At 66.1% G+C, this 24,635-nt stretch carries 26 protein-coding genes; 14 read left to right on the top strand and 12 right to left on the bottom strand.

What is annotated here, in order from left to right; genetic code table 11:
• Positions 1–22 precede the first annotated feature (22 nt).
• From GGQ90_RS13235 to GGQ90_RS13250, 4 genes are all read right to left on the bottom strand, one after another.
• The gene (locus GGQ90_RS13235; protein WP_188082572.1) at positions 23–955 is read right to left on the bottom strand and encodes an SDR family NAD(P)-dependent oxidoreductase; all 933 of its coding nucleotides are present in this window, start codon (positions 953–955) and stop codon (positions 23–25) included.
• A 2-nt stretch (positions 956–957) separates the two neighbouring features.
• Positions 958–1,995 (bottom strand): NAD(P)H-dependent amine dehydrogenase family protein, encoded by a 1,038-nt coding sequence (locus GGQ90_RS13240; RefSeq protein WP_188082573.1) that lies wholly within the window; start codon positions 1,993–1,995, stop codon positions 958–960.
• Between the two features lie 25 nt (positions 1,996–2,020).
• Positions 2,021–4,210: a TonB-dependent receptor gene (locus GGQ90_RS13245; protein WP_188082574.1), complete on the bottom strand. Its 2,190-nt coding sequence runs from the start codon at positions 4,208–4,210 to the stop codon at positions 2,021–2,023.
• 133 nt (positions 4,211–4,343) lie between these two features.
• Positions 4,344–6,008 (bottom strand): MFS transporter, encoded by a 1,665-nt coding sequence (locus tag GGQ90_RS13250; RefSeq protein ID WP_188082575.1) that lies wholly within the window; start codon positions 6,006–6,008, stop codon positions 4,344–4,346.
• A gap of 160 nt (positions 6,009–6,168) precedes the next feature.
• Here GGQ90_RS13250 and GGQ90_RS13255 point away from each other — a divergent pair, with 160 nt between their 5' ends.
• The gene (locus GGQ90_RS13255; RefSeq protein ID WP_188082576.1) at positions 6,169–7,425 is read left to right on the top strand and encodes an acetyl-CoA C-acetyltransferase; all 1,257 of its coding nucleotides are present in this window, start codon (positions 6,169–6,171) and stop codon (positions 7,423–7,425) included.
• Between the two features lie 82 nt (positions 7,426–7,507).
• Positions 7,508–7,972 carry a MarR family winged helix-turn-helix transcriptional regulator gene (locus tag GGQ90_RS13260; RefSeq protein WP_004209468.1) on the top strand — a complete coding sequence of 155 codons (465 nt, stop codon included), beginning with the start codon at positions 7,508–7,510 and terminating at the stop codon, positions 7,970–7,972.
• Between the two features lie 114 nt (positions 7,973–8,086).
• Here the strand turns inward: GGQ90_RS13260 and GGQ90_RS13265 are convergent, their stop codons facing one another.
• Both GGQ90_RS13265 and GGQ90_RS13270 read right to left on the bottom strand, forming a co-directional pair.
• Positions 8,087–8,389: a hypothetical protein gene (locus GGQ90_RS13265; protein ID WP_099233781.1), complete on the bottom strand. Its 303-nt coding sequence runs from the start codon at positions 8,387–8,389 to the stop codon at positions 8,087–8,089.
• 199 nt (positions 8,390–8,588) lie between these two features.
• Positions 8,589–9,380 (bottom strand): SDR family oxidoreductase, encoded by a 792-nt coding sequence (locus GGQ90_RS13270; RefSeq protein WP_188082577.1) that lies wholly within the window; start codon positions 9,378–9,380, stop codon positions 8,589–8,591.
• A gap of 219 nt (positions 9,381–9,599) precedes the next feature.
• Between GGQ90_RS13270 and GGQ90_RS13275 the strand changes: the two genes are divergently transcribed.
• From GGQ90_RS13275 to GGQ90_RS13295, 5 genes are read left to right on the top strand one after another with little or no spacing between them, the layout of a single operon-like run.
• The gene (locus GGQ90_RS13275; protein ID WP_188082695.1) at positions 9,600–10,826 is read left to right on the top strand and encodes a CaiB/BaiF CoA transferase family protein; all 1,227 of its coding nucleotides are present in this window, start codon (positions 9,600–9,602) and stop codon (positions 10,824–10,826) included.
• Between the two features lie 36 nt (positions 10,827–10,862).
• The gene (locus GGQ90_RS13280) at positions 10,863–11,153 is read left to right on the top strand and encodes a hypothetical protein (RefSeq protein ID WP_188082578.1); all 291 of its coding nucleotides are present in this window, start codon (positions 10,863–10,865) and stop codon (positions 11,151–11,153) included.
• Between the two features lie 10 nt (positions 11,154–11,163).
• Positions 11,164–12,660 (top strand): class I adenylate-forming enzyme family protein, encoded by a 1,497-nt coding sequence (locus GGQ90_RS13285; RefSeq protein ID WP_188082579.1) that lies wholly within the window; start codon positions 11,164–11,166, stop codon positions 12,658–12,660.
• 1 nt (position 12,661) lies between these two features.
• Positions 12,662–13,816, top strand: a complete 1,155-nt coding sequence (locus GGQ90_RS13290) for a CoA transferase (protein WP_188082580.1) — start codon at positions 12,662–12,664, stop codon at positions 13,814–13,816.
• On the top strand, positions 13,810–15,204 hold the full coding sequence (locus GGQ90_RS13295; protein WP_188082581.1) for an amidohydrolase family protein: 1,395 nt from the start codon (positions 13,810–13,812) through the stop codon (positions 15,202–15,204). Before GGQ90_RS13290 ends, GGQ90_RS13295 begins: the two co-directional genes overlap by 7 nt.
• Here the strand turns inward: GGQ90_RS13295 and GGQ90_RS13300 are convergent.
• Positions 15,166–16,113, bottom strand: coding sequence for an enoyl-CoA hydratase/isomerase family protein (locus tag GGQ90_RS13300; protein ID WP_188082582.1), 948 nt, complete (start codon positions 16,111–16,113; stop codon positions 15,166–15,168). The genes GGQ90_RS13295 and GGQ90_RS13300 overlap by 39 nt on opposite strands.
• 73 nt (positions 16,114–16,186) lie before the next feature.
• Here GGQ90_RS13300 and GGQ90_RS13305 point away from each other — a divergent pair, with 73 nt between their 5' ends.
• The 3 genes from GGQ90_RS13305 to GGQ90_RS13315 all read left to right on the top strand — a co-directional run bounded on the left by GGQ90_RS13305 (position 16,187) and on the right by GGQ90_RS13315 (position 19,969).
• Positions 16,187–17,758, top strand: coding sequence for a class I adenylate-forming enzyme family protein (locus tag GGQ90_RS13305; protein ID WP_188082583.1), 1,572 nt, complete (start codon positions 16,187–16,189; stop codon positions 17,756–17,758).
• Positions 17,759–17,835: 77 nt separating this feature from the next.
• Positions 17,836–18,702: a helix-turn-helix domain-containing protein gene (locus GGQ90_RS13310; RefSeq protein WP_188082584.1), complete on the top strand. Its 867-nt coding sequence runs from the start codon at positions 17,836–17,838 to the stop codon at positions 18,700–18,702.
• Entirely contained in the window at positions 18,695–19,969 is a 1,275-nt protein-coding gene (locus GGQ90_RS13315; protein ID WP_188082585.1) for an amidohydrolase family protein, read from the top strand. Before GGQ90_RS13310 ends, GGQ90_RS13315 begins: the two co-directional genes overlap by 8 nt.
• A gap of 76 nt (positions 19,970–20,045) precedes the next feature.
• Here the strand turns inward: GGQ90_RS13315 and GGQ90_RS13320 are convergent, their stop codons facing one another.
• Both GGQ90_RS13320 and GGQ90_RS13325 read right to left on the bottom strand, forming a co-directional pair.
• On the bottom strand, positions 20,046–20,438 hold the full coding sequence (locus GGQ90_RS13320; protein ID WP_188082586.1) for a gamma-glutamylcyclotransferase family protein: 393 nt from the start codon (positions 20,436–20,438) through the stop codon (positions 20,046–20,048).
• Positions 20,431–20,787 (bottom strand): hypothetical protein, encoded by a 357-nt coding sequence (locus tag GGQ90_RS13325; protein WP_223178247.1) that lies wholly within the window; start codon positions 20,785–20,787, stop codon positions 20,431–20,433. Before GGQ90_RS13325 ends, GGQ90_RS13320 begins: the two co-directional genes overlap by 8 nt.
• On the opposite strand from GGQ90_RS13325, the gene GGQ90_RS13330 reads away from it, so the two are divergent.
• A complete protein-coding gene (locus GGQ90_RS13330; RefSeq protein ID WP_188082588.1) occupies positions 20,786–20,971 on the top strand; it encodes a PspC domain-containing protein in 186 nt (61 codons plus the stop codon). The genes GGQ90_RS13325 and GGQ90_RS13330 overlap by 2 nt on opposite strands.
• Before the next feature lie 319 nt (positions 20,972–21,290).
• Here the strand turns inward: GGQ90_RS13330 and GGQ90_RS13335 are convergent, their stop codons facing one another.
• Positions 21,291–22,040 carry a DUF72 domain-containing protein gene (locus tag GGQ90_RS13335; protein WP_188082589.1) on the bottom strand — a complete coding sequence of 250 codons (750 nt, stop codon included), beginning with the start codon at positions 22,038–22,040 and terminating at the stop codon, positions 21,291–21,293.
• Positions 22,041–22,160: 120 nt separating this feature from the next.
• Here GGQ90_RS13335 and GGQ90_RS13340 point away from each other — a divergent pair, with 120 nt between their 5' ends.
• Complete coding sequence (locus GGQ90_RS13340; protein WP_188082590.1) at positions 22,161–22,397, top strand: DUF2061 domain-containing protein; 237 nt, start codon at positions 22,161–22,163, stop codon at positions 22,395–22,397.
• Positions 22,398–22,401: 4 nt separating this feature from the next.
• Here the strand turns inward: GGQ90_RS13340 and GGQ90_RS13345 are convergent, their stop codons facing one another.
• Complete coding sequence (locus GGQ90_RS13345) at positions 22,402–23,076, bottom strand: peptidylprolyl isomerase (RefSeq protein ID WP_188082696.1); 675 nt, start codon at positions 23,074–23,076, stop codon at positions 22,402–22,404.
• A 199-nt stretch (positions 23,077–23,275) separates the two neighbouring features.
• Here GGQ90_RS13345 and GGQ90_RS13350 point away from each other — a divergent pair, with 199 nt between their 5' ends.
• Positions 23,276–23,815, top strand: a complete 540-nt coding sequence (locus tag GGQ90_RS13350; protein ID WP_188082591.1) for a glycoside hydrolase family 108 protein — start codon at positions 23,276–23,278, stop codon at positions 23,813–23,815.
• 14 nt (positions 23,816–23,829) lie between these two features.
• Positions 23,830–24,111, top strand: coding sequence for a 3TM-type holin (locus GGQ90_RS13355; RefSeq protein ID WP_188082592.1), 282 nt, complete (start codon positions 23,830–23,832; stop codon positions 24,109–24,111).
• Positions 24,112–24,153: 42 nt separating this feature from the next.
• On the opposite strand, the gene GGQ90_RS13360 is transcribed toward GGQ90_RS13355, so the two are convergent.
• On the bottom strand, positions 24,154–24,603 hold the full coding sequence (locus tag GGQ90_RS13360) for a hypothetical protein (RefSeq protein ID WP_188082697.1): 450 nt from the start codon (positions 24,601–24,603) through the stop codon (positions 24,154–24,156).
• Positions 24,604–24,635: the final 32 nt, after the last annotated feature.

Below are 24,635 nucleotides of genomic sequence, written 5' to 3' on the forward strand. Positions count from 1 at the left end.
TTCCAGCCGACTTCAGAATGCTCTAGCCCCGCCCCTCGGCCACGATGCGGAACTCGTCGAAGATATCGGTCGGGATGGCATAGCCGGCGCCATCGTCGCGGATCATGTCGATATGGGCGGCGACATCCTCGGCAGTCGGCGGCGCGTCCAGCCCATGGTCCCATCCCCTGGTCGCGCCGACGAACACCCGCGCGATCCGGCCGCCCAGCGCGGAATAGATGCTGTGGGTCGAGGTGCAGCGCTCATGGGCCAGCCAGGCGACGAGGCCGGTGGTGAAGCGTGGATCGAAGCTGGGGCCGAGCACCCGGCCCCAGGGATTATGGCCGAGCGTCCCCTCGCTCATCCCCGCCGACATGCGGCTGGCGGCATTGGGCATCACAGCGTTGCAGAGAATGCCATAAGGGCGCCCCTCCTCCGCCAGATTGTGCATCAGCCCCATGACGCCCCCCTTGGCCGCGCCATAGGCGGACAATTGCCCCATCCCCAGCATCCCGCCCGATGTGGTCAGCACCAGCCGGCCGCCGCCCTGCGTGCGCATATGTGGCCAGGCGGCGCGCGCGACATTGAAGGAACCGCGCACATGGACGGCGAGCAGCGCATCGAGATCGGCCGCCGTCAGATCCTCGACCGGCGCAAAGCGCATATTGCCGGCATTGGCGATCACCGCGTCGATCCGGCCGAAGCGGGCGATGGCGAGGTCGATCATCGCCTGCGCGCCAGCAGGCGACGACACATCATCGCCATTGGCGATCGCGATGCCGCCCGCCGCGACGATTTCCGCCACGACGGCATCGGCCATGGTCGAGGATGCCCCCTCCCCCGTTACCGATCCGCCCAGATCATTGACGATGACCGCGCCGCCGCGCGCGGCAATGTCGAGCGCATAGGCGCGGCCCAGGCCCCCGCCCGCCCCGGTGATGAGGATGGTGCGGCCGGTGAAATCGATCCTGTCCATGCTCATCCCAGTTGCGCGATGATCTGCGGCAGATCGGCGGTGGTGCGGATGCCCGGCGGCGCATCGCAGACCGCCGGAATCGCATTCACCGCGCGATGAGCGGTCAGGCCCGGCGTGAAGGCGGCATAATCTTCCGGCGCGACCGGGAAGCTGATGTGGACGTCGAGCGGGGTGTCGCCCTCCACCCGGATACGCCAGCCGGATTCGCGCAATTCCCAGTCAGGCCGGTCGATATCACGGGTGCAATACCAGTTGGCGCGGAAGCGCAGCACGGCCTTGTCGCCCTGCATCCCCGATATGGTGATGCGCTGGGCGCCGACCGTGCCAGCGGCGATCGTGCCGGCCGCGATCGCCACATCGCGGGTCGCCGCCGCCATTTCGCCGAACGCTTCCCACCGGTCGACCGCGATGCCGGCGGCGTCGGCCAGTTGGGCGAGCGAGCCGGCGAAATCATGCTTCACATAATCGACCTTGCGCTGGTCGAAGGCGGTCGGCGCAACGCCATAGCCCATGATGTTGAACAGGAGGTCGGGCGAATCCCGGCTTTCCATGTCGGCAAACTCGTCGATCGTCAGGCAGTCATGCCGGCGCGAGAGCGAGAGCAAGGGAATGGTCAGCGCCTCGGTCACGAAACCGGGGCTGGAGCCGGTGCTGTAGATCGAGCTGTTGCCGGCCTGGCAGGCCACCTCGATCCGGGCGCGGACATCCGGGTCCATGGAGGCGGGGTGGTGGAAATCGCCGCGCGTGGTGACGACATTCTTGCCCGATGCCAGCAGCCGGCACAGTTCGTCGATGTCGGTCCCTTGCCGCATATAGAGGACACAGTCGGCCGGGGTCGCGACCAGCGCGTCGACATCGCTGGTGCCGACGATGCCCTGCGGCGGAGTGCCGGCGAGCGTGCCGGCGTCCTGCCCCGCCTTGGCCGCCGAACTGACCCACAGGCCGGCAAGGTCCAGCCCCGGATGCTCGATCACCGCGCGCAGGGCGCGGCCGCCGATATTGCCGGTGGCCCACTGGATCACCCGATAGTGCTTGCCCATCGCCATCCTCTCCCTTGCTGCCCGATCAGAATTTGACGCCGGCCTGGACGCCCCAGGTCGCGGGCGCGCTCCAGACATTGCCGATGCCGAAATTATTGCTGAGCACCTGGGTGCGGTAGCGGCGGTCGGTGACATTGTCGCCGAAGACGGCCAGCGAGAAACGGTCGCTAGCGTCGGTCCATTCCGCGCGCAGCGCCAGCACCTCATAGCCCTTCTGCGCGAACTGGGTGCCGGACGGGCCGAAATAGAATTTCGAGGTGTAATAGAGATTGCCCGACAGGGCGAGCGAACCGCCCGCCAGATCCAGCGTGTAGCGCGCGCCGACATTGCCGGTGAAGTCGGGCGTGCGCTGCATATGCACGTCGTTGAGCTGGGTCGGCACGACGACGAAGCTGATCCCCTGCGCCGCGCAACTGGCGAGGGTGCAGCGGGTATAGATCGGCGCATCCTCGAAATTGGTGTAGCGTGCATGGGTGTAGGCGGCGCCGACATTGAACTGGAACCGGTCGGTCAGCCGATAGGAGAGCTGGCCTTCCAGACCATAGATTTCCGACGAGGCGGCGTTGATGATCTGGGCTGAAGGCGGGTTGCCGCGATAAAGCGACACCTGCAGATTCTTGTAATCATAATAATAGGCCGACAGATCGACCGACAGGCGGCGATCATCATATTTAAAGCCGGCTTCAAAGGCGTCGATATCCTCCGGCGCGACCTTGTTGCCCGTATTGCCGCCGACGTCGAGAATGCCCGACTTATAGCCCTTGCTATAGGAGGCGTAGACGCTCGATTCCTCGCTGGGCTTGTAGCGCAGCACCGCGCGCGGCGTGAACTTGTTGCCCTTGAGGTCCGGCACATAGGTGCGCACGCCTGAGAAGGGGATGATATAGTAAGCGTCGCCGATCCTGTCGTGGCTGTAGCGCCCCCCCACCGTCAGGAACAGGTCGGGCGTGAAAGCATAGGTGAGGTCGGCAAAGGCGGCATAGGATTTGCTGTTGGTGCCCGAACCGCCCAGCGCAATGCTGGCAAGCGGATCGCCGGCGGTCGGCGTGCCGACCCGCGTGCCCCATCGGTCCTTGTTGTTGAAGTAGAAGAGGCCGGCGGTCCATTGCAGCGGTCCGCCCGGCTTCGAGGTCAGCAGCAATTCCTGCGAGACGGTCTGGCTGCGCACCGGAATGTGCAGCAGGAAGATGTTCGCCGCCGTGCTGTCCAGATCCTCGACGATCAGCGAATTTTCGTCGCGATACTGGGTGTAGGAGGTGAGGTCGGCAAAGCCCAGGTCCGCCTTCAGCGTGCCCTGGATCACGTCATTGTTCGACAGGAATTCGGTCGGGCCGCCGGTCGCCACGTCATTATGCTTGGTCGCGTAGAGGCTGGACGGCAGGTTGGTGCCCGCGCCGCCAATATCGTCGCCGACATAGATATTGGTGTTGAGCAGGGTCGGATCATCAGTGTCGCCATGGGTGTAGCGCAGCAGCAGCGACACGGAATCGCTGATGTCCGCCTTGATCCCCGTCCGCACCGACCAGTTGCTGTAGCGTCCGTCCCGGTCACTGCCGGTGGTGACATTGTGGACGAAGCCGTTGCCGCGCCGGAACAGCCCTTCGACATCCATCGCCACATCCTGAACCACGCCGAAGGTGGCATAGCCCTGCACCGCCAGGCTGTTGAAGCGGCCATAGCTGACCTTGAACTCGCCCGCGCCGTCGCTGCTGGGATCGGCGGTGGTCAGCAGGATCGCGCCGCCGGTGGTGTTGCGGCCGAACAGCGTGCCCTGTGGTCCCTTGAGCACCTGCACGCTTTTCAGGCTCATCAGCTGGAAATCGGCGGCCAGCGGGTTGGGCGAGTAGAAGCCGTCGACATAGATGCCGACATTGGCGCCACCGCCCGAACTGGCGACCGCCGTGCCGACGCCGCGAATGGTCGGCTGGACAAAGGCGGCGGCGCTGTCGAAGCGCAGCGCCGGCGTGACCGTGGCGATGTCGGTCAACTGGCTGGCGCCGGCACTGGTCAGTTGATCCTGGGTGACGGTGGTGATGCTGATCGGCACGTCGCGCGACAATTCGGCGCGGCGCTGCGCGGTAACGATGATCAGATCCTGGTCATTCTGGGCCGGCTGCGGTGCAGCCTCCTGTGCAACGGCCAAGTGCGAGACCGTGGCCAGCAGCATGGCCGCGCCAATGCCCGACGAACGAATAAGCGTCTTCCGATGGATCATCCTTGCCTCCCATGATCGGTCGCCGGTGGTCCGGCTTTCCCTATGGGAGACATGATAGTGCGGAGAACGATGGTCTCGCGCGCAGATAAGCGGCCAGCGCCGTACTCATCGCCTCGGCGTTGCCGCGCGCCGTTCAGGGGCCAAGATATCCGATCGTATCCTGACGCGGATCGGGCGTATCGGCGCGCCAGCGGACCGATCCGAAGGGTCGCTCCAGCCGCCGCCGCACCCGCACCTCGCCCGCCTTGCGGTCGAAAGCGCGCGCCACCTGCTGCGCCAGCTTGTCGGCCTGGGTGAAGCGATCGCGCATGTGGAGATAATCGCCCCATGTCGGGCATTGATAGCGTTCGGTCCATAGCGCCGGATCGGCGATGTCGCGCGCGATCGACCAGTTGAAGCCGCCATTGCGCATCCGGGTGCGCTGCACCTCCACCATCGCCGCATAGAAATCGCGCGCCTGATCTGGGTCGACATCATAGTCGATCTCGATGATGACCGGGCCGGAACGACGGGTGAGCGCCATGCCGACTTCCGGTTCGCCCGCGATGATAAAGGGCTCGACATCCGCCTCGCTGGTTTCCGGCAGTGGCAGCAGCCAGCCCAGCAGCGGCAGAATGGCCAGTGCCAGCCCCGATCCATAGAGGGCGACATCGACCGACCAGCGTTGCGCCACCAGCCCCCAGAGCAGCGCGCCGATCGCGATGCCACCGGTCAGTGCGGAGGAGAAGAGCGACAAGGCCCGCGCCGTCACCCAGCGTGGCGCCGACAGCTGCACCGAGACGTTGAACAGGGCGATGGTCAATATATTGGCGCCCCCCGCGACCAGCAACGCCAGGCAGGTGAGCGGCACATGGCGGCTGGCCCCGACCAGCGCCAGCGCGATGCCGCTGACCAGCGCCAGCACGGCGGTCGTCCGTTGCGTTCCGAACCGGTCGCGGCATGGCCCGACCAGCAACGCCCCCAGCACGGCACCCACCCCGCTGGCGCCCAGCAACAGACCATAGACGCTGGCATCGCCGCCCAGCAGATCCTTCGCCACCAATGGCGCCAGCGCGGACGCCGACGCCCCGGCCAGCCCGAACAGGAAGGCGCGCAGCAGCACCGTGCGGATCGCCCCGGCATGCAGGGCATAGCGCATGCCCGACACCATCGCCCGGTGGAATTGTTCCGGCGGCAGGCGCGCGGGCACATGACGCCGCTGCCAGGCGAAGAAGGCGAGGAACAGCGGCAGATAGCAGATGGCGTTGATCGCAAAGGCGGCATGGGCGCCGGCGGCCAGCACGATGATTCCGCCCAGCGCCGGACCGAAGCTGCGCGCGACATTATAGCTGATCGTGCCGAGCGCGACCGCCGCAGGCAGCAGGCGCGGCCCGACCTGTTCGCTGATCGACGCCTGCCAGGCCGGCGAATAGAGCGCGACGCCCGCGCCGATCAGCGAACAGAAGGCAAGCAGCATCCAGGGGCCGGTATGGCCGGTCCAGGCCAGTAGGGTCAACGTCACGGCACTGAGCATCGAGAAGGCGAGGCCCGCCATCGCGATCCGCCGGCGATCGAACATGTCGGCAAAGGCCCCGGCGGGCAATGTCACCAGCATCAGCGGCAGCATCATCGCGGTCTGGACCAGCGCCACCATGCTGGGCGATGCGCTCATCCGCGTCATTTCCCAAGCCGCGCCGACGCCCAGGATCAGCTGGCCGAAATTGGAAAGGAGGCTGGCGGTCCAGATGCGGCGGAACACCGGTTCGCGCAACGGCGCGAAGCTGCCGCCCGTCGCCTGCGCGACATCGCCTTGCGCCATCCTTCTCCCTCCTCATCATCTGCCCGTCCAGCCTGCACCAGCCGGGCGACGCAGGCCAATCGGCGCGCGATCAATCGCCTGTGCGATTGGGGGCCATCCCGCTTCCATGCGATAGGATGCGAGAGCCGCGCCTGCGGGAAAAGAGACCGGGAGAAGATGCTTGACCGACGCCTATATCATTGATGCCGTCCGCACCCCGCGCAGCATCGGCAAGATGGGCAAGGGCGCGCTGTCGCACATGCACCCGCAGCATATTGCCGTGGCGGTGCTGAAGGCGCTCAAGGACCGCAACAATCTGAACACCGCCGACGTCGACGACATCATCTGGGGCACCAGCGCACAGATGGGGCTGCAGGGCGGCGATCTTGGCCGGATGGCGGCGCTCGACGCGGGCTATGACGTCAAGGCTTCGGGCGTGACGCTGGATCGCTTCTGCGGCAGCGGCCTGACCGCCACCAATCTGGCCGCGGCGCAGATCATGTCGGGCATGGAGGATCTGGTGATCGCCGGCGGGACCGAGATGATGTCCTATGTCACCTGGTATGGCCAGTCGCTGCGCGAAGCGGGCGTGAAGGCCGCTGGCGGGCTTGGCACTGGCAATATGCGGTTGCAGGACAAGCATCCCCAGTCGAACCAGGGCGTCGCCGCCGACGCGATCGCCGCGATGGAGGGGATCACCCGCGAAGAGCTGGATGCCTTTGGCGCCGAGAGCCAGCGCCGCGCCGGCATCGCGCTCAAGGAAGGTCGCTTCGCCAAGTCGACCGTGCCGGTGCATGACGAGGATGGCAGCGTCGTGCTGGACCATGAGGAATATCCCCGCCCCGACACCACCGCCGAGCAGCTGGCCGGCCTGAAACCCGCCTTCGCCGCGTTCATGGACATGCCCTCGCGCCAGGACGGACCGACCTTCCGTCAGCTCATCAACCAGAAATATCCCGACCTTGCGATCGAACCGCTGCATCATGCCGGCACCTCGTCAGGCGTGGTCGATGGCGCGGCGGCGATCCTGCTCGCATCGAAAGCCTATGCCGATGCCCATGGGCTGAAGCCCCGCGCCCGCATCGTCGCGACCGCCAATGTCGGCGACGATCCGACGCTGATGCTGAACGCCCCGGTCCCGGCTGCGCGCAAGGTGCTGGCCAAGGCCGGCCTGACCGTGGCCGACATCAACGTGTTCGAGGTCAATGAAGCCTTCGCCGTGGTGACGGAGAAGTTCATCCGCGATCTGGGCGTCGACCGGGCCAAGCTCAATCCCAATGGCGGCGCGATCGCGCTCGGCCACCCGATCGGCGCGACCGGGGCGGTGCTGATCGGCACCGCGCTCGACGAGCTGGAGCGCAGCGGCGGTCGCTATGCCCTGATCACCATGTGCGCGGCCGGGGGCATGGCGCCCGCGATCATCATCGAACGTGTCTGATCGGATCGTCCGGCCGCCGCGCTGCGCCGAACAGGAGGAGGCTGCTTTCGTTTCGCCGCGATGGCGCTATGCTGCGCGCACAATGGAAAGCCTGCAGGACAAGACACTCGCCGACAACCCGCCGGCGCTGATGCGCAACGCGACGATGAAGCTGACGATCATCGCGCGTCAGCTGCGCGCGCATTTCGACCAGAGCGTGGTGCGGCTGGGCGTTACCCGTTCGCAATGGACGGTGATCGCGGCGGTCGCGCGTTACCCCGGCACGACCCAGCGCCATATCGCCAACCTGCTGGAAATGGCCGAGGCATCGGCCGGGCGGCTGATCGATCGGCTCTGCGCCGACGGCCTGCTGGAGCGGCGGCAGAAGGATGACGACCGGCGCGCCCATGCCGTATTCCTGACCGAGCGCGGCCAGGCCATCACCATGCAGTTGTCGGGCATCGCCCAGGAGAATGAGGAAGTCGCCTTTGCCGGTTTCTCGGCCGAAGATCTCAAGCGCCTGAACAGCCTGCTCGACACCATTTCGGAAAATATCGTCAAGCCCTGAAGGCTGCCGCTATCCCGGCGCCCCTCCCTTCCCGGACATAAAAAAGGGCCGCTCCGGCAAGGAGCGGCCCATTCGCTATCGGCCGGCGCAGGGGAGGCCGCGCCCGGCGATCTCTTAGTGCGCGGTCAGCAGATCCTTCTTCGACAGGCTGGTGGTCAGCTTGCCGTCGGCGGCGGTCAGGCTGGACGCCGGAACATTCACCATCTTGCCGTTGAGGATGATCTGGGCGTTGCCGTCGGCCGCGACGCGATAGATGGCGGCCAGGCGATCACCACCCGCAGTGTAGAGCATCTTGCCCTTGTAGTCGGCAGCGGCGGTGGCCGCGCTGATCTGGACGGCTTCACCAGCGGCAGCAACCTGCGGCAGGGCAGCAGCGGCGAGGGAGAGCGACAGGGCGATCTTGGCGAAACGAGTCATGGCACAACCTCTTCAACTAAAAACGGGTCGAGGAACGATATCCCCTTAACACTAAGCTAGGTTAGCTATTGCCGGCGATAATGTCAACCTAGCTTAGTATTTATTTTTGCATGTGCGAACAGCGGCTTGGACAGGCAGACAAAAGGCCGCGTCCACCCGGAACGCGGCCTTTTCGCCCAAGGAACGCAGCGTCGGAGATTCAGCGCGGCGGAAAGCGAATCGCGCCGTCGATGCGGAACAGCTGGGCATTGATGTAGCTGTTGCGCGTGATCTCCAGCGCCAGTCCGGCAAATTCTTCCGGCTTTCCAAGGCGCTTGGGGAAAGGAACGCTGTTGTTCAGGCTTTCATACATGGCCGGATTCATGTCCTTAAAGCGCAGCATCGGCGGCGTCGCAAAGATGCCCGGCATGATCGCATTGACGCGAATCCCCAGTTCCATCAGGTCACGCGCCATCGGCAGCACCATGCCGTTGACCCCGGCCTTGAGCGAGCCATAGGCGACCTGGCCGACCTGCCCATCCTGCGCCGCAGCACTGGAGGTCAGGAGGATACTGCCCCGCTCGCCATCCTCCAGTGGGTCGAGCGCGGCCATGCCGAGCGCCGCGATCGAGGCCATGCGATAGCTGGCGACCAACACGCCTTCAGCCGAAATCGCATAATCCTGCGTCGACATGCGCTTGAAACCGCCGGTCTCCTTGTCCTTCGACACGGTCTTGCCGCCCTTCGACACGACCGCGCAATGGACCAGGATGCGTTCCTGCCCCTGCGCCGCCCGCGCCGCGTCGAAACCGGCCAGCACGCTGTCTTCCGACATGATGTCGACCTTGCAGAAGGTAGCCCCGACCTCCCCCGCGATCGCCTGACCGCTATCCTCGTTGATATCGAAGATCGCGACCTTCACGCCGGCGTCGCGCAGTGCCCGCACCGTCGCCAGCCCCAGGCCCGACGCACCGCCGGTCACCACCGCGGACAGGGAAGAGTCGAGTTTCATGGCATGTCTCCCACATCTGTTTTCGGACCGGCTATGGCATAGCGGCGAGGCGGCTCAACCCATGGCCCGGCCGACGCCGGCAATATCGCCGCGGCGCTAGGCGACCGGGGCGCATCGCGATAGCGATAGCAGGCCCGCCGGACTTGCGGCGACCGGCGCAGCTTCTACCCTTTCCCCAACAGGTCGCATCATGCGGCGAATGAGGGGATGGCTGATTTTATGACCCAGGTGATGAAGGGGGTGCGCGTTCTGGAAGTGGCGCAGTTCACCTATGTGCCGGCTGCCGGCGCGATCCTGGCCGACTGGGGCGCGGACGTCATCAAGATCGAGCATCCGGTGCGCGGCGACACGCAGCGCGGATTCCTCAATATGGGCGGGGTGCAGCTCGACCCGCTGCGCCACACCTTGTTCGAGCATCCCAATCGCGGCAAGCGCAGCGTCGGCATCGACCTGTCGACGGAAGAAGGCCAGGCCGTGCTCTATGAGCTGGCGAAGAGTGCCGACGTGTTCCTGACCAACTATCTTCCCCAGGTGCGGCAGAAGAACAAGTTCGACATCGAGCATATCCGCGCGGCCAATCCCAACATCATCTATGCCCGCGGCAGCGCGCTGGGCAACAAGGGGCCGGAGCGCGAGGTCGGCGGCTTCGACGGCACTTGCTTCTGGTCGCGCAGCGGCGTCGCCCATGCGATGACGCCCGAAGAACTGCCCGGCCCGCTGACCCAGGGCATTCCTGCCTTTGGCGACTCGATCGGCGGCATGTTCATTGCCGGCGGCATTTCCGGCGCGCTGTTCCACCGCGCCCAGACCGGCGAGGCGGTCGAGCTGGACGTCTCGCTGCTGTCGAGCGCCTGGTGGGCATCGGGCGCGCTGATCGCGCAGGTGATGGAAACCGACATCCTGACCCGCAACGGCATGCCGTCTTCCGGCGGATCGCTGCGCAACCCCTTCATGGGCAATTTCCATACGTCGGACGGCGGCACGATCAACCTGTGCATGGTCAGCCCCACCGGCCTGATCGCCGATACCTTCGCCCATGTAGGCGTGCCCGAGGCGGCGGACGATCCGCGCTTCAAGGATGTGCTGGCGCTGATCGAGAATGCCGGCGCGGCGAGCGACATATTGGTCAAGGCTTTCGGTCAGAAGCCCTTCGCCTATTGGCGCGAGCATCTGAAAACGATGAAGGGGCAATGGGCACCGATCCAGAGCTTCAAGGATCTGCTGACCGACGAGCAGGCCGTCGCCAACGACATGATCATCGAGGTGGAGGGCGCCGATGGCGGCGCGCCGCTGCGGCTGGTACGCGGCCCGGTGCAGTTTGACGGCCAGCCGGTGCAGACCACGCGATCGCCCCAGGCATCCGAACATACCGAACTGGTGCTGATGGAACTGGGCGTCGAGTGGGACCAGATTGAACAATGGAAGGCCAGCGGCGCTATCGCCTGAAGGGGCGGATGTCGGGGGCTGGAAGGCAGGAATGATATGAAACCGGGTACGAAACTGAAGAGCGCGGTGTGCGACACCGAAGTGATGGTGATCCGCAGCGGAACCGGCGCGATCGAATGCGGCGGCAGCGCCATGGGCGAAGCCAAGCCGGACGCGGTCGGCACGCCCGCCGCCGATTTCAGCGCCGGAACGCTGATGGGCAAGCGCTATGTCGATGCGGCCGGCAGTTTCGAATTGCTGTGCGTCAAGCCGGGCAAGGGTTCGCTGTCAGTCGACGGCGTCGCCCTGAGCCCCAAGGACGCCAAGCCCCTGCCCGCTTCGGACTGACGCGCACCCCATGAACATCGCCCTGTTCCTTGAAATGGCGGCTGATGCCGCGCCCGACCGCATCGGCCTGGTCTGTGACGGCCAGCGCTGGAGCTACGCCCGGCTGCTGGCCGGCGCGCGCGGCGCCGCCGCGCTGATCCGGGACAGCGGCTGCAGCCATGTCGCGCTGCTGGACGAAAGCAGCGAGGCAGCAGCGATGGCGCTGTTCGGCGCGGCGATCGCCGGCGTGCCCTATGTGCCGCTCAACTATCGGCTGGCCGACGCGGACCTGGCCGCGCTGTTGCAGCGGATCACCCCGGCGCTGATCATCGGCGATGTCGCGCGGGTCGAACGGCTCTGCCCCTCGGCCGACAACAAGGTGCTGGCGCGGGGCGATTTCGTTACCGCCGCGCTGGACGCTGCGGCCGATGCACCGATCGAGGCGGACGAAGGCGATGGCGTCGCGATCCAGCTCTTCACCAGCGGCACCACCGCCGCGCCCAAGGCGGCGATCCTGCGCCACGCCAATCTGGTGTCCTATATATTGGGCACGGTCGAATTCGGCGCCGCGCCCGAAGAGGATGCCGCGCTGGTCAGCGTGCCGCCCTATCATATCGCCGGCATCGCCGCCCTGCTCAGCTCCATCTATGCGCTGCGCCGCATATTGCTGCTGCCGGCCTTCGATCCGGCCGCCTGGCTCGATCTGGCGGCAGGCGAGCGGGCGAGCAATGCCTTCGTCGTGCCGACCATGCTCTCGCGCATCATCGAGACGGTAGACAAGGGTGTCCAACCCGACCTGAGCAACCTGCGCGCGGTCGCCTATGGTGGCGGCAAGATGCCGCTGGAGCTGATCCAGCGCGCGCTCGACCTGTTTCCCGACACCGGCTTCACCAACGCCTATGGCCTGACCGAGACCAGCTCGACCGTCGCCCTGCTGGGGCCGGACGAGCATCGCGCCGCCCATGCCGCAACCGATCCCGCCGCCCGCGCCCGGCTGGCGTCGGTCGGCCGGCCGCTGCCGACGGTCGAGATCGAGATTAGGGACGAGGACGGCCGCTGCCTGCCTGCGGGCGAGCCGGGCGAAATCTATGTCCGTGGCGACCAGGTGTCGGGCGAATATCGCGAGCGCAGCGCGCTCGACGCCGATGGTTGGTTCCCGACCCGCGACGCCGGCTATATCGATGCCGAGGGCTATCTGTTCCTGTCGGGCCGCGCCGACGACGTGATCGTGCGCGGCGGCGAGAATATCTCGCCCGGCGAGATCGAGGATGTGATGCTGGCCCTGCCCGCCATTGCCGAGGCGGCGGCGGTCGCCATTCCGTCGGCCGAATGGGGCGAGGCGGTCGGCCTGATCTTGGTCGTGCGCGACGGCCATGAGGCGCCGGCCGACGAGGAGCTGAAGCAGGTCATCCGCGCCCGGCTGCGTTCTTCGCGGGTGCCCGAGCGCGTGCTCTTTGCTAAGAGCCTGCCCTATAATGAAATGGGCAAGCTCCTCCGCCGGGAAATCAAGAAGCTGTTCGCAGCCTGACATGGCTCTCGCCCTGCCGCTTGCCGGCTGGGCCGAGGCGCAACTGGAGGCGATCCGGGCGCTGGCGGGAACGCCGGCGCTGGATGGTTTGAGCGGCGTGCAACTGCTGGGCGAGCGGGCGGCGCTGAACGGCTTTTCGATACCGGGCCGGCGCTCGGCCGGTGGGGGGTGCCATCTCTACGACACGATCGACGGACAGGTCGCGCTCACCCTGGCGCGGACCGACGACCGAGACTTGATGCCGGCGCTGTTCGGTGATGCGACCATCGAAAGTGACAGCGATATTGTCACGGCTTTCGCTACTGCGCAGACCAACGCGATCGTGACACAGGGGCGCCAGCTCGGCCTCGCGATCGCGGCGATCGACGAAGTGCCGGCCAGCCCCGCCTGTCGCCTGAGGGTGACAGGGGGTGCGCGGCCGAAGCGCGACCGTCCGCCGCTGGTGATCGACCTGTCGGCGCTGTGGGCCGGGCCGCTGGCCGGGCATTTGCTGGGGCTGGCCGGCGCGCAGGTCGTCAAGGTGGAGAGCCGCAACCGGTCCGACCGGATGCGCGAGGGCGACCCGATGCTGTTCGCGCGGCTGAACCAGCACAAGGCCAATGTCGCGATCGACCTGCGCGATACGGAGGATAGGGCGGCGCTGATCGCGCTGATCCGCCGCGCCGACATGGTGATCGCCGCCGCCCGGCCCCGCGCGCTGGCGCAACTGGGGATCGATGCCGACGCACTGGTGCGCGACGTGCCGGGGCTGGTCTGGGTGACGATCACCGGCCATGGCGCAGACGGCGACGCCGCCCACTGGATCGGCTTTGGCGATGATTGCAGCGTCGCCGGGGGACTGAGCGCCGCGCTGCGAGAGGCGAGCGGGCGGATCGGCTTTGGCGGCGATGCCTGCGCCGACCCGCTGACCGGCCTCCATGCTGCGCGGCAGGCATTGGCGCAGTGGCATAAAGGCACGGGCGCGCATCTGATGCTGTCGATGAGCGCCGTGGTGGCCGAGGCGATCGGCTGGGAACGAGCGCGTGACGCAGCCGGCTTTACCGCGACACTGCAACGCTGGACCGAAGCCGAGGGCGCCCCCTTCCCCGTCGTTGCGGCGCGAACCACGGGACCGGTCGCGGCGCTGGGACAGGATAATGGGGCCTGGCTGTGCTGATCCGCGACGCCGAACCATGGGGCATGGGCCGCGCCGACCTGCGCATCGCCAACGGACGGATCGCGGCGATCGGCGTGCTTGCCACGCTCCCCGGTGAGCCTGTGGTCGACGCACGCGGCAGCGCCCTGCTGCCCGGCCTGCACGACCATCATATCCATCTCGCCGCCCATGCCGTCGCCCGCGCCTCACTGCCCTGCGGACCGCCGGCCGTGTTGAACGAAGCCGATCTGGCCGCCGCGCTGGCGCAGCCGGGCGAGGGCTGGCTGCGCGGCATCGGCTATCATGAAAGCGTCGCCGGCTTGCCCGATGCGATGGCGATCGACCGGTGGCAGGCGAAACGGCCGGTGCGCATCCAGCATCGGTCGGGGCGCATGTGGCTGCTCAACAGCCGGGCGCTCGACCTGTTGCTGGCACTGGATGCCCCGCCGCCGGGACTGGAGTGGATCGACGGGCGCTGGACCGGGCGCTTGTTCGACGAGGATGGCTGGCTGCGCCGGGTGCTGGGCGGCACGCCACCGGCGCTGGATGCGGTGGGGACAGAACTGGCGCGCCATGGCGTCACCGGCGTTACCGACATGTCGCCCGGCAATGATGGCGCGAGCCTGCGCTATTTCGCCGCCGAACGGGCGGCCGGCCACCTGCCGCAGCATCTGGTCGCCGCCGGCACGCTCGCATCGGGCGACGCGCCCCCCCCGCCCGGCATCGCGGTCGGCCCGGCCAAGCTGCATCTGCATGAAAATGCCCTGCCCGACTTCGACCAGTGCGTCGCCTTCCTGCGCGCCGCCCATGATCAGGGCCGGGCGATCGCCAGCCATTGCACGACCGAGACCGAACTGGTCTTCACCCTTGCCGCGCTGGCACAGGCCGGCGCGCGGCCGGGCGACCGGATTGAACATGCCGGCATCACGCCAGACCTGCTGCTGGAACAGATGGTCGAGCTTGGCGTGCAGGTGGTGAGCCAGCCGCATTTCATCGCCGAGCGCGGCGATCAGTATCTGCGCGATGTCGAACCGCGCGAGCGGCCCTTGCTCTATCGGCTGGGTGGCTTCGCCCGCGCCGGGCTGGTGCTGGCGGCGGGGAGCGACGCGCCTTATGGCGTTGCCGATCCCTGGGCGGCGATGCGCGCGGCGGTATCGCGCGAAACGGCAGATGGCGCAGTGATCGGGCAGGACGAGGCGCTGACGCCCGAAGCGGCGCTGGCCCTCTATCACGCCGATCCGCTGGACCTGCGCCGACAGCGCAGTATCGCCATCGGCGCGCCGGCCGACCTGTGCCTGCTGGATCGCCCCTGGGGGCAGGCACGGGTCCGCTTATTGGCGCAGGATGTGGCGATGACGTGGATCGGTGGATCAATCGTCCATGATCGTATCAACCAGACCCCAGCCTAAGGCCGTGCGGGCATTGATCCGCTTGCCCGAGAGGATCATCAGCGCTGCGCGCTGACGCCCGATCCGGCGGCTGAGCGAGACGCAGCCGCCCGCGCCCGGAATGATCGCCATCGCCAGTTCAGGCAGATGGAACCAGGCGTCGGCGCTGGCTGTGATGTGCCCGGCAAAGGCCGCCATTTCCAGGCCCGATCCAACGCAACCGCCCTGTACATGGACCGACAGCCGGTCGCCGCATCCCAGCAGCGCATGGGCCGGCAGCGTCTGCATCCTGATATCATGGGCAGTCGCCGGATCGCGCGTGGTGCCGAATTCGCTGAGGTCCGCGCCGGTGCAGAAGCTGCGCCCGGCCCCGCGCAGGCTGACATGGCTGATATCGGGATCGAACGCGGCAATATCGAACGCCGCGCGCAGCCCGTCGCGCAGATCGCGGTCGATGGCATTATGGGCGTCGGGCCGATCGATCAGGATCGACAGCCGGTCGCCATCCCGATCGACCCGGATGGTGCCGGGCGATTGCACCGGCGCGGGCATTTGCGCGGCCAGCCAGCGAGCATGACCGGCGCTGCCCTGAAGCAGACCATAAGCGAGCGATTCGGCGACCAGCGCCTGGGCCGGGTCCATCCTATCGATCAGCCGCAGCAATTGCACCAGCACCCGCGCCGCTTCCGGCTGGGCCGCGATCTGCTGCGTGATCGCACCGAGCGACACCGGCAGTTCGACCAACGCATCGAGCCGCGGCGCGAGCGGATGGCTCGGGTCGCCGATCCCCAGCAAGGGAAAGGGCGGCAGATGCAGCGGGGCATCAGTGCGCGGCGCCTGGTCGAGATCGATCAGGCCATAGGGTTGCGCCTCCCCGGTCCAGGGCAGCGTCAGGCCATCGGGGTCGATCAGGGCGGCAGGGCCGGACATGGGTGGCAGGGTAGGACCGGGCCAACGCGCGGCAAAGGCGGACGCAGCACTGATCGCCAGGGCGTTGCGGACAATGGCTGACCAACGCCGCGCTCTACCGCAATATCGCGCCATGGAGACGGATCATCCCAGTCTGCGCGCGCTCGCCGCCGCCGCCCTACAACGGCCCGCCGATCAGGCAGTGATCCTTTATGAGGGCGAATGGATCGCTTGGGGAGCGCTGCGCGCGGTAGCCGAAGAGATCCAGGCCGCGCTGGATGCGAGCGGCATTGCCCCGGACGCTCCAGTCGCCTTCGTCGCGCGCAATCGGCCGGCGGCGCTCGCCGCGCTGCTGGGCCTGATTGCGCGGGGGCGGACGATTCGCATGATCTATGCCTTTCAGTCGGACGCCGCGATCGCCCGCGATCTGGCGCGCATGGCGCCCGCCGCGCTGGTCGCCTTTGCCGAGGATATCGGGCCGGAGATTCGAGCGGTGCTGGCCGCCGAAGCTATAGTAGCGGTCGCGATCGACGGCATGATCGCGGCCGCCCTGCCCGGCCATGCACTGGCATCGCCTCTGGCGCGGCAGCGCCATGGCCCTGCCGCGCCACAGATCGAGATTTTGACCAGCGGCACCACCGGCCCGCCGAAAAGCTTCGCCGTGCCCTATGCGCTGCTCGAACGGCATTTCCTCTCGACCCCGCTGACCCGGCAGCAGGCGGACGATCCACAGGCCGCACCGCCCTTCCTCCTCTATTTTCCGCTCGGCAATATCACCGGTCTCTATTCGACCTTGCCGATGCTGCTACGCGGGCAGCGGGTCGAGCTGCTGGAGCGCTTCTCGCTCGCCGCCTGGCATGCCGATGTGCGGCGCTGGCGGCCCAGCCATGGCGGCCTGCCGCCGGTCAGCGTGCAGGCCGTGCTGGACGCCGACATACCGGTCGAAGACCTCGCTTCGCTCCGCGCAATCGGTTGCGGCGCGGCGCCGCTCGATCCCGGCGTCCAGCAGGCGTTCGAGGCGCGCTACGGCATCCCCATCCTGCTCTCCTACGGCGCCACCGAATTTGCCGGACCGGTGGCGTCGATGACCGCCGCGCTCCATGCCGAATGGGGTGCCCGCAAGATCGGATCGGTGGGCCGCGCCATGCCGGGCGCGCAGTTGCGCATCGTCGATGCCGAAACCGGCATGGCGCTGCCACCCGACACCGAAGGACTGCTGGAAGTCATTTCGCCCCGGATCGGCCCGGACTGGATTCGCACGTCCGACATCGCCCTGATCGACGCCGATGATTTTCTGTTCCTGCGCGGCCGGGCAGACGGCGCGATCATCCGGGGCGGCTTCAAATTGCTGCCCGAGTCGATCGAGCGGGCACTGATGCTGCACCCCGGCGTCGCCGAGGCAGCGGTGACAGGCATGGCGGACGACCGGCTGGGGCAAGTACCCGTCGCTGCGATCCGTCTGCACCCCGGTCATGCTGCACCAGCGAGCGCAGCATTGGAAGCGCATGTGCGCCATCATCTTCCGGCCACCCACGTTCCCGTAAAATGGATGTTTGTCAGCACCTTGCCGCGCACCCCATCGCTCAAGACGGATCGACGCGCGCTTCAGACTCTCTTTGCGAATATGTCGCACGGCACGCAGAATGAGACAGAGAATATCACATAAACGAGGGCATCTCATTTTTTGTTGACAGTCCTCCAGCGTTAGTGAACAACCATGTTCAATAACGAAGGAGAGGAACCATGGCTCTGATCGAGTCCCATAAGCCGAGGGTAGCCAAGACCGAGTCCAACAAGGCGAAGATCGCCAAGCGCGTGGTCGAGGTACTGGAATTTTTCGACGAGGATCATCCGCAGGCGACGGTGATGGACATTGTCCGTCGCTTCGACCGCCCGCAGTCGAGCACGTCCGAATTGCTGTCGAGCCTGGTCGATCTGGGCCTGCTCCACAAGGATCCGGGTTCGCGCGCCTATTCGCCGACCCCGCGCGCCGCGATGCTGGGTGCAGCAATCCAGCCGCGCATGGTGCGCGATGGTGTCCTCAACGGCCTGATCGACCGCCTGTCGGCCCAGACCGGCCTTGGCATTGCCGTGTTCGGCATGGTCGGCCTCAACATCCAGATCGTTCACTGGCGCGCCGGCAAGAAGGCGCTGCGCACCTCGGCCAATAATGGCCTCGCCGGTGGCCGGCAGGAACGACTGACCGATTCCGCTGCCGGCCTGCTGATGCTGTCGACCGTGCCGCAGCCGCGCCGCGACGGCCTGATCCGCCGCCTCAATGCCGAAGCGCCGCAGGAGCGCAAGTTCGTCTTCGCCGATGTCGCCGGTCAGGTGCAGCGCTGCCGTGACGAGGGTCATATCAGTGGTTTTGCCGGCTTCGGTTCGATCGCCGACGTCACCGCCATGCTGCTGCCCCATATGCCCGACGGCCAGCCGCTGGCGATCGGTTTCGTCTATGAACCGTCCGACCAGATCGATGCCGCCGGCCTGCAGCGCACGCTTAATGAAGCTGTCCGCCGCTCGGTCGAGGAACAGTCGCCGGCCGCCTCCGTCCAGCCGATCTTCGAATCGGCCAGCTGGCAGGGCGCGCTGGAGGTGAAGCATGGCTGATGTGAAGGACAAGGACGTCGCCGACGCCCAGGCCGCCCGCAAATATTGGTCGGCCGAAGGCTATACCGAAGGCGGCGTCATCCGCGAGGTCGATTACAGCACCCAGTCGGGCGGGCTCGACCCGTCGCTGGCCGGCATCAAGATCGTCGATACCGACACCCATATCACCGAGGCGCCCGACCTGTTCACTTCGCGCGCGCCGGCCAAGTACAAGGCCAAGGTGCCCTATGTGAAGCAGGACGCCGACGGGGTCGAACGCTGGTATGTGGGCGACCGCAATTTCGGATCGATGGGCGGCAACGTCATTCGCGCCGACAATAACAAGCTGCTCGGCCGCCTCGCCTTCCCCAAACTGGAACAGGCACATCCGGGCGGCCACCTGATGAAGGAACGGCTGCAGGCGATGGACGATATGGGCATCTATGCCCAGATCGGCTTCCAGAATTCGGGCGTGACCCAGGCCGGGTCGCTGATGTCGCTGGGCGACCCCCACCTCGCGGTCGCGATCATCCAGATGTATAACGACGCATCGGCCGAATATCAGCAGGTGTCGGGCGAGCGCATCTTCAACATGGCCCATCTGCCCTTCTGGGACCAGAAGGCGATGGAGACCGAAGCGCGGCGCTGCGTCGACATGGGTCTGCGCGGCTTCGTGCTGCCCGATACGCCCGAGCGCGTCGGCGTGCCGAGCTTCCTCAATGACTATTGGACGCCCTTCCTGGAAATGTGCGAGGCCGAAAGCCTGCCGATCAATTTCCACCTCAATGCGGCGATCGATCCCAATACGCTCACCTGGGATGGCTTCGGCTTTGAACAGACGCTGTCGGTGGTCGCCACCATGTTCTCGATCGGCAATGCCGCGACGCTGGGCAACTGGATGGTGTCGGGCCGCCTGGACCGCCATCCCAAGCTCAAGATCGGCCTGATCGAGAGCGGCGCGGGCTGGGTGCCCTTCGCGATCGAGGCGCTGGAGCATCAGTTCAACGAGATGCTGCCGAGCAAGATGGGCATGTTGCATAAACGGCCGTGGGAATATTTCCGCGACCATTTCTGGGTCACCTTCTGGTTCGAGAAGGTCGCGCCCAAGCTGCTGCTGGAAACGATCGGCGTCGACAAGCTGATGTTCGAAACCGACTTCCCGCACCCCACCTCGCTCTATCCGGGCGTGCAGGAGCATCTCAAGGATGTGCTGGGCGGCTACGACTTCGCGGTGAAGAAGAAGGTGCTGCAGGACAATGCAGTGAACCTCTACAAGCTGCCCTTCTGAAGGCAGCGGACCGGACGGAAATAGAAAGGGGCGCTCCTGCCGGGAGCGCCCCTTTTTCGTTCGCTTCGTCGGCGCGTCAGCGTTCCGCCAGATAATCGCCGCTGGCGATCACCCTATGTCCGGTAACGGACAGGGCGTACAGATAGACCCAAGCCTCGACAGGCCCATTCGCGGTTTCCACCACTCTGCGTTCGCGCCGATATTCATGCGGCTGCGGATCGTCGGGCCGGCATTCTTCATAGGCGTCGAGCCGCGCCAGCAGCCCCTCCGCATCGGGTAGCGCGAGCAGGTCGCCACGCACGCGCCCCGCCTCCCCCGGCACGAAACCGGGATAATCCGCCACCTGATAGAGTCTGCCGCCGATCCAGCCTGCCCCGACCCACTCGGCGCGATCGGCCAGCCAATGCGCCATCGGCCCGTCAAAGCCCGGCCGCAGCGTGCCATAAACGAAGAGCAAGGGCCTATTCATTGCCTACCTGTAACTTTTCACCGATTGACGGCAAATTTTCCCAACCATCGGATTTTTTCGCATGGCGAAAAAATAGGTGATCGAAGAGAACCCACGCATTTCCGCCAAAAATCGAAACTGGCACGCCGCCTGCAATATCGTCTGGCATCAAGGCCGGACGGTCCGGCCAGCAAATATCTAGGGAGTAAATATCATGTCCATCGCCAAGTTCCAGAGCGTCGCCCTTGCCTTTGTCGGCGCCGTCATCTTCGCCAGCCTGTTCGTCGGCGCGGCGGTTCCGGTTGCCCCGATCGCCTGATAGGGCAACCGCCCCTTTCCCATCACAGATACTATTGAAGGCCAGATCCATGAACAACAGCTTCACCCTCGACCGCCGCAACGCGAAGATCATGGGCGTGTGCGCGGGCGTCGCCAACCGCACCGGGCTGGATGTCACGCTGATCCGCGTCGCCCTGGTGCTGCTGACCCTGTGCGCCCTGGGTCCGATCGGCGTCGTGGCCTATCTGCTCGCCGGCTGGCTGGCCGAGGGTTGATCCCTCGCCGCCGCCGGAAGGCAGGGTTTCCGGATACAAAAGCGCCGCCCCGGCATATGCCCTGGGCGGCCTTTTTATGCCCCGCATCGACGGGACAAAGACATGCGCAAAAAATGCGCTTAAGCGTATAGCACCGAGTAGAAGGTCAGCATCTGGACGCTGACCGCAACCACCAGCGCAGTCGCCTGAAAGGCCTGACGCATATTGGACTCCATCATTGGAACGACACCCCGGATCGGGATGGACGGCCATATGATGATTTCACATCATTGTAACAATCGCAAAGCCTGACATGCCAATTGCATCAAACGCAATGATGTCACAGCTGTTGCTCCAGAGCCATGATGGTCGCACGCGCCGCTGCCGGGTTCCGGACCTTGGCGCCGCTGATGTAGAAGAGATAGGCGTCACCCTGCGCCGCCTGCGCCTTTGCGCGATCGGCCCAGCCGGCGATGTCCGTCGCGCTATAGCCGGTCTCCTCGTCCTCCCGGCTGCGCATCAGCCGGCTGTAGGAAAAGCCGACATCATGGCCGGTGATTGCCGGATAGTCGTCATGATCGGCCAGCACCACCACCGCCCCCGCGTCCCGTGCCAGCGCCAGAAAGGCCGGATCGTCGAAGCTTTCATGTCGCACCTCCAGCGCATGACGCAGCGCCACGCCATCGACGCTGGCCGGCAACAGTTTCAGGAAGGCGCCGAAATCATCGGGATCGAATTTCTTGGTCGGCATGAACTGCCACAGAATCGGCCCCAGCCGGTCGCCCAGTTCGACGATCCCCTGATGAACGAATTTCTGAATTGACTCGCCCGCCTCCGCCAGCACGCGCCGGTTGGTGCAGAATCGCGATGCCTTGACCGCGAACTGGAAGCCGTCGGGCACGGCCTGCGCCCAGCCGGCAAAGGTCGCCGGCTTCTGGCTGCTATAATAGGTCGCGTTGATCTCCGTCGCGGTCAGTTGCACGCCGACATAGGCCAGTTCATCCTTCTGGCGCATGCCAGCCGGATAGAAGCTGCCGCGCCAGGGTTCATAGACCCATCCGCCGATGCCGACCCTGATCCGTCCCGTCATGAAGATCCTCCCTGCGCCATATTGATCGCCCGGAACGATCAGAGCCAGCGGGAAAAGCCATTGGCGATTATTGCGAATAATTCTTAATTATCGAGCAACAGTTTTCAAAGGGGTTCCGCCATGTCGCTCGATCTCATCAAGACCGCCACCTATTTGTCGATCCATCTCACCGTGGGCTTCACCGTCGCCTATCTGATGACCGGATCGGTCGCGCTGGCCGGCGGCATCGCGCTCGTCGAACCGATGGTCAATGCGGTCGCCTTCTTCTTTCACGAACAGGCCTGGAAGCGCTTCACCGCCCGGCCGCCGCGCAATGCGGGGCGCGACTGGAGGCGCGGTCAGGCGGCGATCGCCTGATCCGTCACTTTTGCGGGCGCGGCTTCGCGCGCGGGATCAGCCAGGGCTTCACCTTGCCGGTCGGCCGTGCCTGCCCATCCAGCCGTCGCACATGCAGGATGGTGACGGGCTTGATGATCATCTGTCCGCGCATCGGCCCCGTGCCGCAGCAGGTCGGCACCGCCAGGATGCGGCGCACCACGTCCATGCCGGCCACCACATGGCCAAAGGCGGCATAGCCGATGGAACTGCCCTGCGCGTCCATCGTCGGCGTCGGCCCCACCGTGATGAAGAAATTGCCCGAAGCCGAATTGGGCCGGTCCGGCCGCGCCATCGACAATGTCGCGTCGAGATGCCTGATCCCGGTCTGGCTGGTCGGCTCATGCCGGACCGGCGGCAAGGCCCGGCGCAGGTCGGTGTCGATTCCGCCTTGGATCAGCCCGAATTTCGGATCGCTCTTGCGCCGCGCCGCGCGGTAGAAGACCGTGCCGTCGAGCCGCTGGTCATCGGCATAGGCCAGGAAATTGGCACTTGTCAGCGGTGCCCGGCGCTGGTCGAGCGCCACGATGATCGTACCGACCGACGTGTCGATCGCTACCCGCGTGTAGCCGGGGGTCGGTCGATTGGTCGGCTGGGCCATGGCCAGCACGGGAAACAGGGCAAGCAGGACAGCGACAACACGGCAGGCGACAGGATGCATCGACACAGGGGCACTCGACAGGAATGTAAGTCTGTCAGGCTATCGCCCATGCAGCAGACACGCAACCGGCGCGGCGCCATCGCCCCGTCATGTCTACCGTGCGACCGCAAAAGCGCCAACCACCTTCAACTCACCCTGTCCTACAGATAACCATATGGGATAAATGATTCGCCATTCACGAACCATGGAAAGGCAGATCATGGACATCGATACATTGCTGGACGAACTGATCGCGCGGGAGGGTGGCTATGTCGACCATCCGGCCGATCGCGGCGGGCCGACCAATATGGGCATCACGCTGGGCGTCGCGCGGGCGAACGGCTTTGCCGGCGACATGCGGCGCCTGCCGCCCGCCACCGCCCGCGCCATCTATCGCCAGCTTTACTGGGATGGGCCGGGCTATGCCGCGGTCGCGCAGCAGAGCATGGCGCTCGCCGCCGAACTGTTCGACACCGCCGTCAACATGGGGCCGGGGGTCGCCAGCGCCTTTCTCCAGCGGGCGCTCAACGCGCTCAACCGCAACCAGCACGACTATCCCGACCTCCAGGCCGACGGCGCGATCGGCCCCCGCACGCTCGAAGCGCTACGCGCCTTCCGCACCCTGCGCGGCGCGGCGGGCGACGCCGTGCTGATCAAGGCGATCGAGGCATTGCAGGGCGAACGCTATCTGGCGCTGGCCGAAAGCCGCCCGGCCAACGAGGCCTTTCTCTATGGCTGGCTCGCCAACCGCATCGGCTGAAGGGAGACGCGATCATGATGAAGACCGACGACATTCCTCTCCCCTCCGAGCCGACCGACCTGTGGACCCAGCGGTCGCGGCCAGCCTTTCTCTACGTCATCTATGCGCTGCTGCTCTGGTCGATCCCGATGGGGCTGATCTCGGGCTCGCAGCCGGAGGTGGCGGGCGCGATCATCGCGGGCATGCGCGCCTATCTCGACGCCCTGCCCGAGCCGCTCTACGCCCTCTTCGGCACAGCCTATCTGGGCTATACGGCGGCCCATGCCTGGGGCAAGGCGCGGGGCACGGAGCGCTGAAACGCGAGGGGCGGGGCGCAAACCGCACCCGCCCCTTCCCGCTCAATTGTTGACGTAGAAGTCGCGCAGTGCCCGCGCATCATGCAGGGCATTGTGCGGCACCCGGCTGTTCGCCGCCGCGCTGAAGCCCGCCGCATTGATCAGTTCCAGCCGCAATCCATAGTCGATCGCCGCCATCTGCCCCGGCCCGGTCGCCAGCAATGCGCAGAAATGGGCCAGATCCTCGGGCCAGTCGGCGATGATGACCGGGTCGGAATCGCCATCCAGATAGGCAGCGATATGGTCCGCCGCCTCGACTCGGCTCAATTCATGGTCCAGCCCCGGTGGCACATGACGCAGATAGGGAATGACATGGCGCTCGACCCAGGGTTCGATCGCTTCAGGCAGCGGCAGCGACGCATAGAAATCATCGTCGCCATGTTCCGGCACCAGCGCCACGCTGATCAGAGTGCCACCAAAGCCGTTGAATTCGGTATCGAGAAAATAACGCATGATGGCGGTGCCGATAGACCCGCGCGCCGCCG

The organism is Sphingobium scionense (assembly GCF_014197035.1).
Taxonomy (GTDB): Bacteria; Pseudomonadota; Alphaproteobacteria; order Sphingomonadales; family Sphingomonadaceae; genus Sphingobium; species Sphingobium scionense.

Coding starts and splice junctions, on each gene's coding strand:
- GGQ90_RS13235 (WP_188082572.1), bottom strand. CDS start 955: ATGGACAGGATCGATTTCACCGGCCGCACCATCCTCATCACCGGGGCG.
- GGQ90_RS13240 (WP_188082573.1), bottom strand. CDS start 1,995: ATGGGCAAGCACTATCGGGTGATCCAGTGGGCCACCGGCAATATCGGC.
- GGQ90_RS13245 (WP_188082574.1), bottom strand. CDS start 4,210: ATGATCCATCGGAAGACGCTTATTCGTTCGTCGGGCATTGGCGCGGCC.
- GGQ90_RS13250 (WP_188082575.1), bottom strand. CDS start 6,008: ATGGCGCAAGGCGATGTCGCGCAGGCGACGGGCGGCAGCTTCGCGCCG.
- GGQ90_RS13260 (WP_004209468.1), top strand. CDS start 7,508: ATGGAAAGCCTGCAGGACAAGACACTCGCCGACAACCCGCCGGCGCTG.
- GGQ90_RS13265 (WP_099233781.1), bottom strand. CDS start 8,389: ATGACTCGTTTCGCCAAGATCGCCCTGTCGCTCTCCCTCGCCGCTGCT.
- GGQ90_RS13270 (WP_188082577.1), bottom strand. CDS start 9,380: ATGAAACTCGACTCTTCCCTGTCCGCGGTGGTGACCGGCGGTGCGTCG.
- GGQ90_RS13275 (WP_188082695.1), top strand. CDS start 9,600: ATGACCCAGGTGATGAAGGGGGTGCGCGTTCTGGAAGTGGCGCAGTTC.
- GGQ90_RS13280 (WP_188082578.1), top strand. CDS start 10,863: ATGAAACCGGGTACGAAACTGAAGAGCGCGGTGTGCGACACCGAAGTG.
- GGQ90_RS13285 (WP_188082579.1), top strand. CDS start 11,164: ATGAACATCGCCCTGTTCCTTGAAATGGCGGCTGATGCCGCGCCCGAC.
- GGQ90_RS13290 (WP_188082580.1), top strand. CDS start 12,662: ATGGCTCTCGCCCTGCCGCTTGCCGGCTGGGCCGAGGCGCAACTGGAG.
- GGQ90_RS13300 (WP_188082582.1), bottom strand. CDS start 16,113: ATGTCCGGCCCTGCCGCCCTGATCGACCCCGATGGCCTGACGCTGCCC.
- GGQ90_RS13305 (WP_188082583.1), top strand. CDS start 16,187: ATGGCTGACCAACGCCGCGCTCTACCGCAATATCGCGCCATGGAGACG.
- GGQ90_RS13310 (WP_188082584.1), top strand. CDS start 17,836: ATGGCTCTGATCGAGTCCCATAAGCCGAGGGTAGCCAAGACCGAGTCC.
- GGQ90_RS13315 (WP_188082585.1), top strand. CDS start 18,695: ATGGCTGATGTGAAGGACAAGGACGTCGCCGACGCCCAGGCCGCCCGC.
- GGQ90_RS13320 (WP_188082586.1), bottom strand. CDS start 20,438: ATGAATAGGCCCTTGCTCTTCGTTTATGGCACGCTGCGGCCGGGCTTT.
- GGQ90_RS13330 (WP_188082588.1), top strand. CDS start 20,786: ATGAACAACAGCTTCACCCTCGACCGCCGCAACGCGAAGATCATGGGC.
- GGQ90_RS13325 (WP_223178247.1), bottom strand. CDS start 20,787: ATGGATCTGGCCTTCAATAGTATCTGTGATGGGAAAGGGGCGGTTGCC.
- GGQ90_RS13335 (WP_188082589.1), bottom strand. CDS start 22,040: ATGACGGGACGGATCAGGGTCGGCATCGGCGGATGGGTCTATGAACCC.
- GGQ90_RS13340 (WP_188082590.1), top strand. CDS start 22,161: ATGTCGCTCGATCTCATCAAGACCGCCACCTATTTGTCGATCCATCTC.
- GGQ90_RS13345 (WP_188082696.1), bottom strand. CDS start 23,076: ATGCATCCTGTCGCCTGCCGTGTTGTCGCTGTCCTGCTTGCCCTGTTT.
- GGQ90_RS13350 (WP_188082591.1), top strand. CDS start 23,276: ATGGACATCGATACATTGCTGGACGAACTGATCGCGCGGGAGGGTGGC.
- GGQ90_RS13355 (WP_188082592.1), top strand. CDS start 23,830: ATGATGAAGACCGACGACATTCCTCTCCCCTCCGAGCCGACCGACCTG.
- GGQ90_RS13360 (WP_188082697.1), bottom strand. CDS start 24,603: ATGCGTTATTTTCTCGATACCGAATTCAACGGCTTTGGTGGCACTCTG.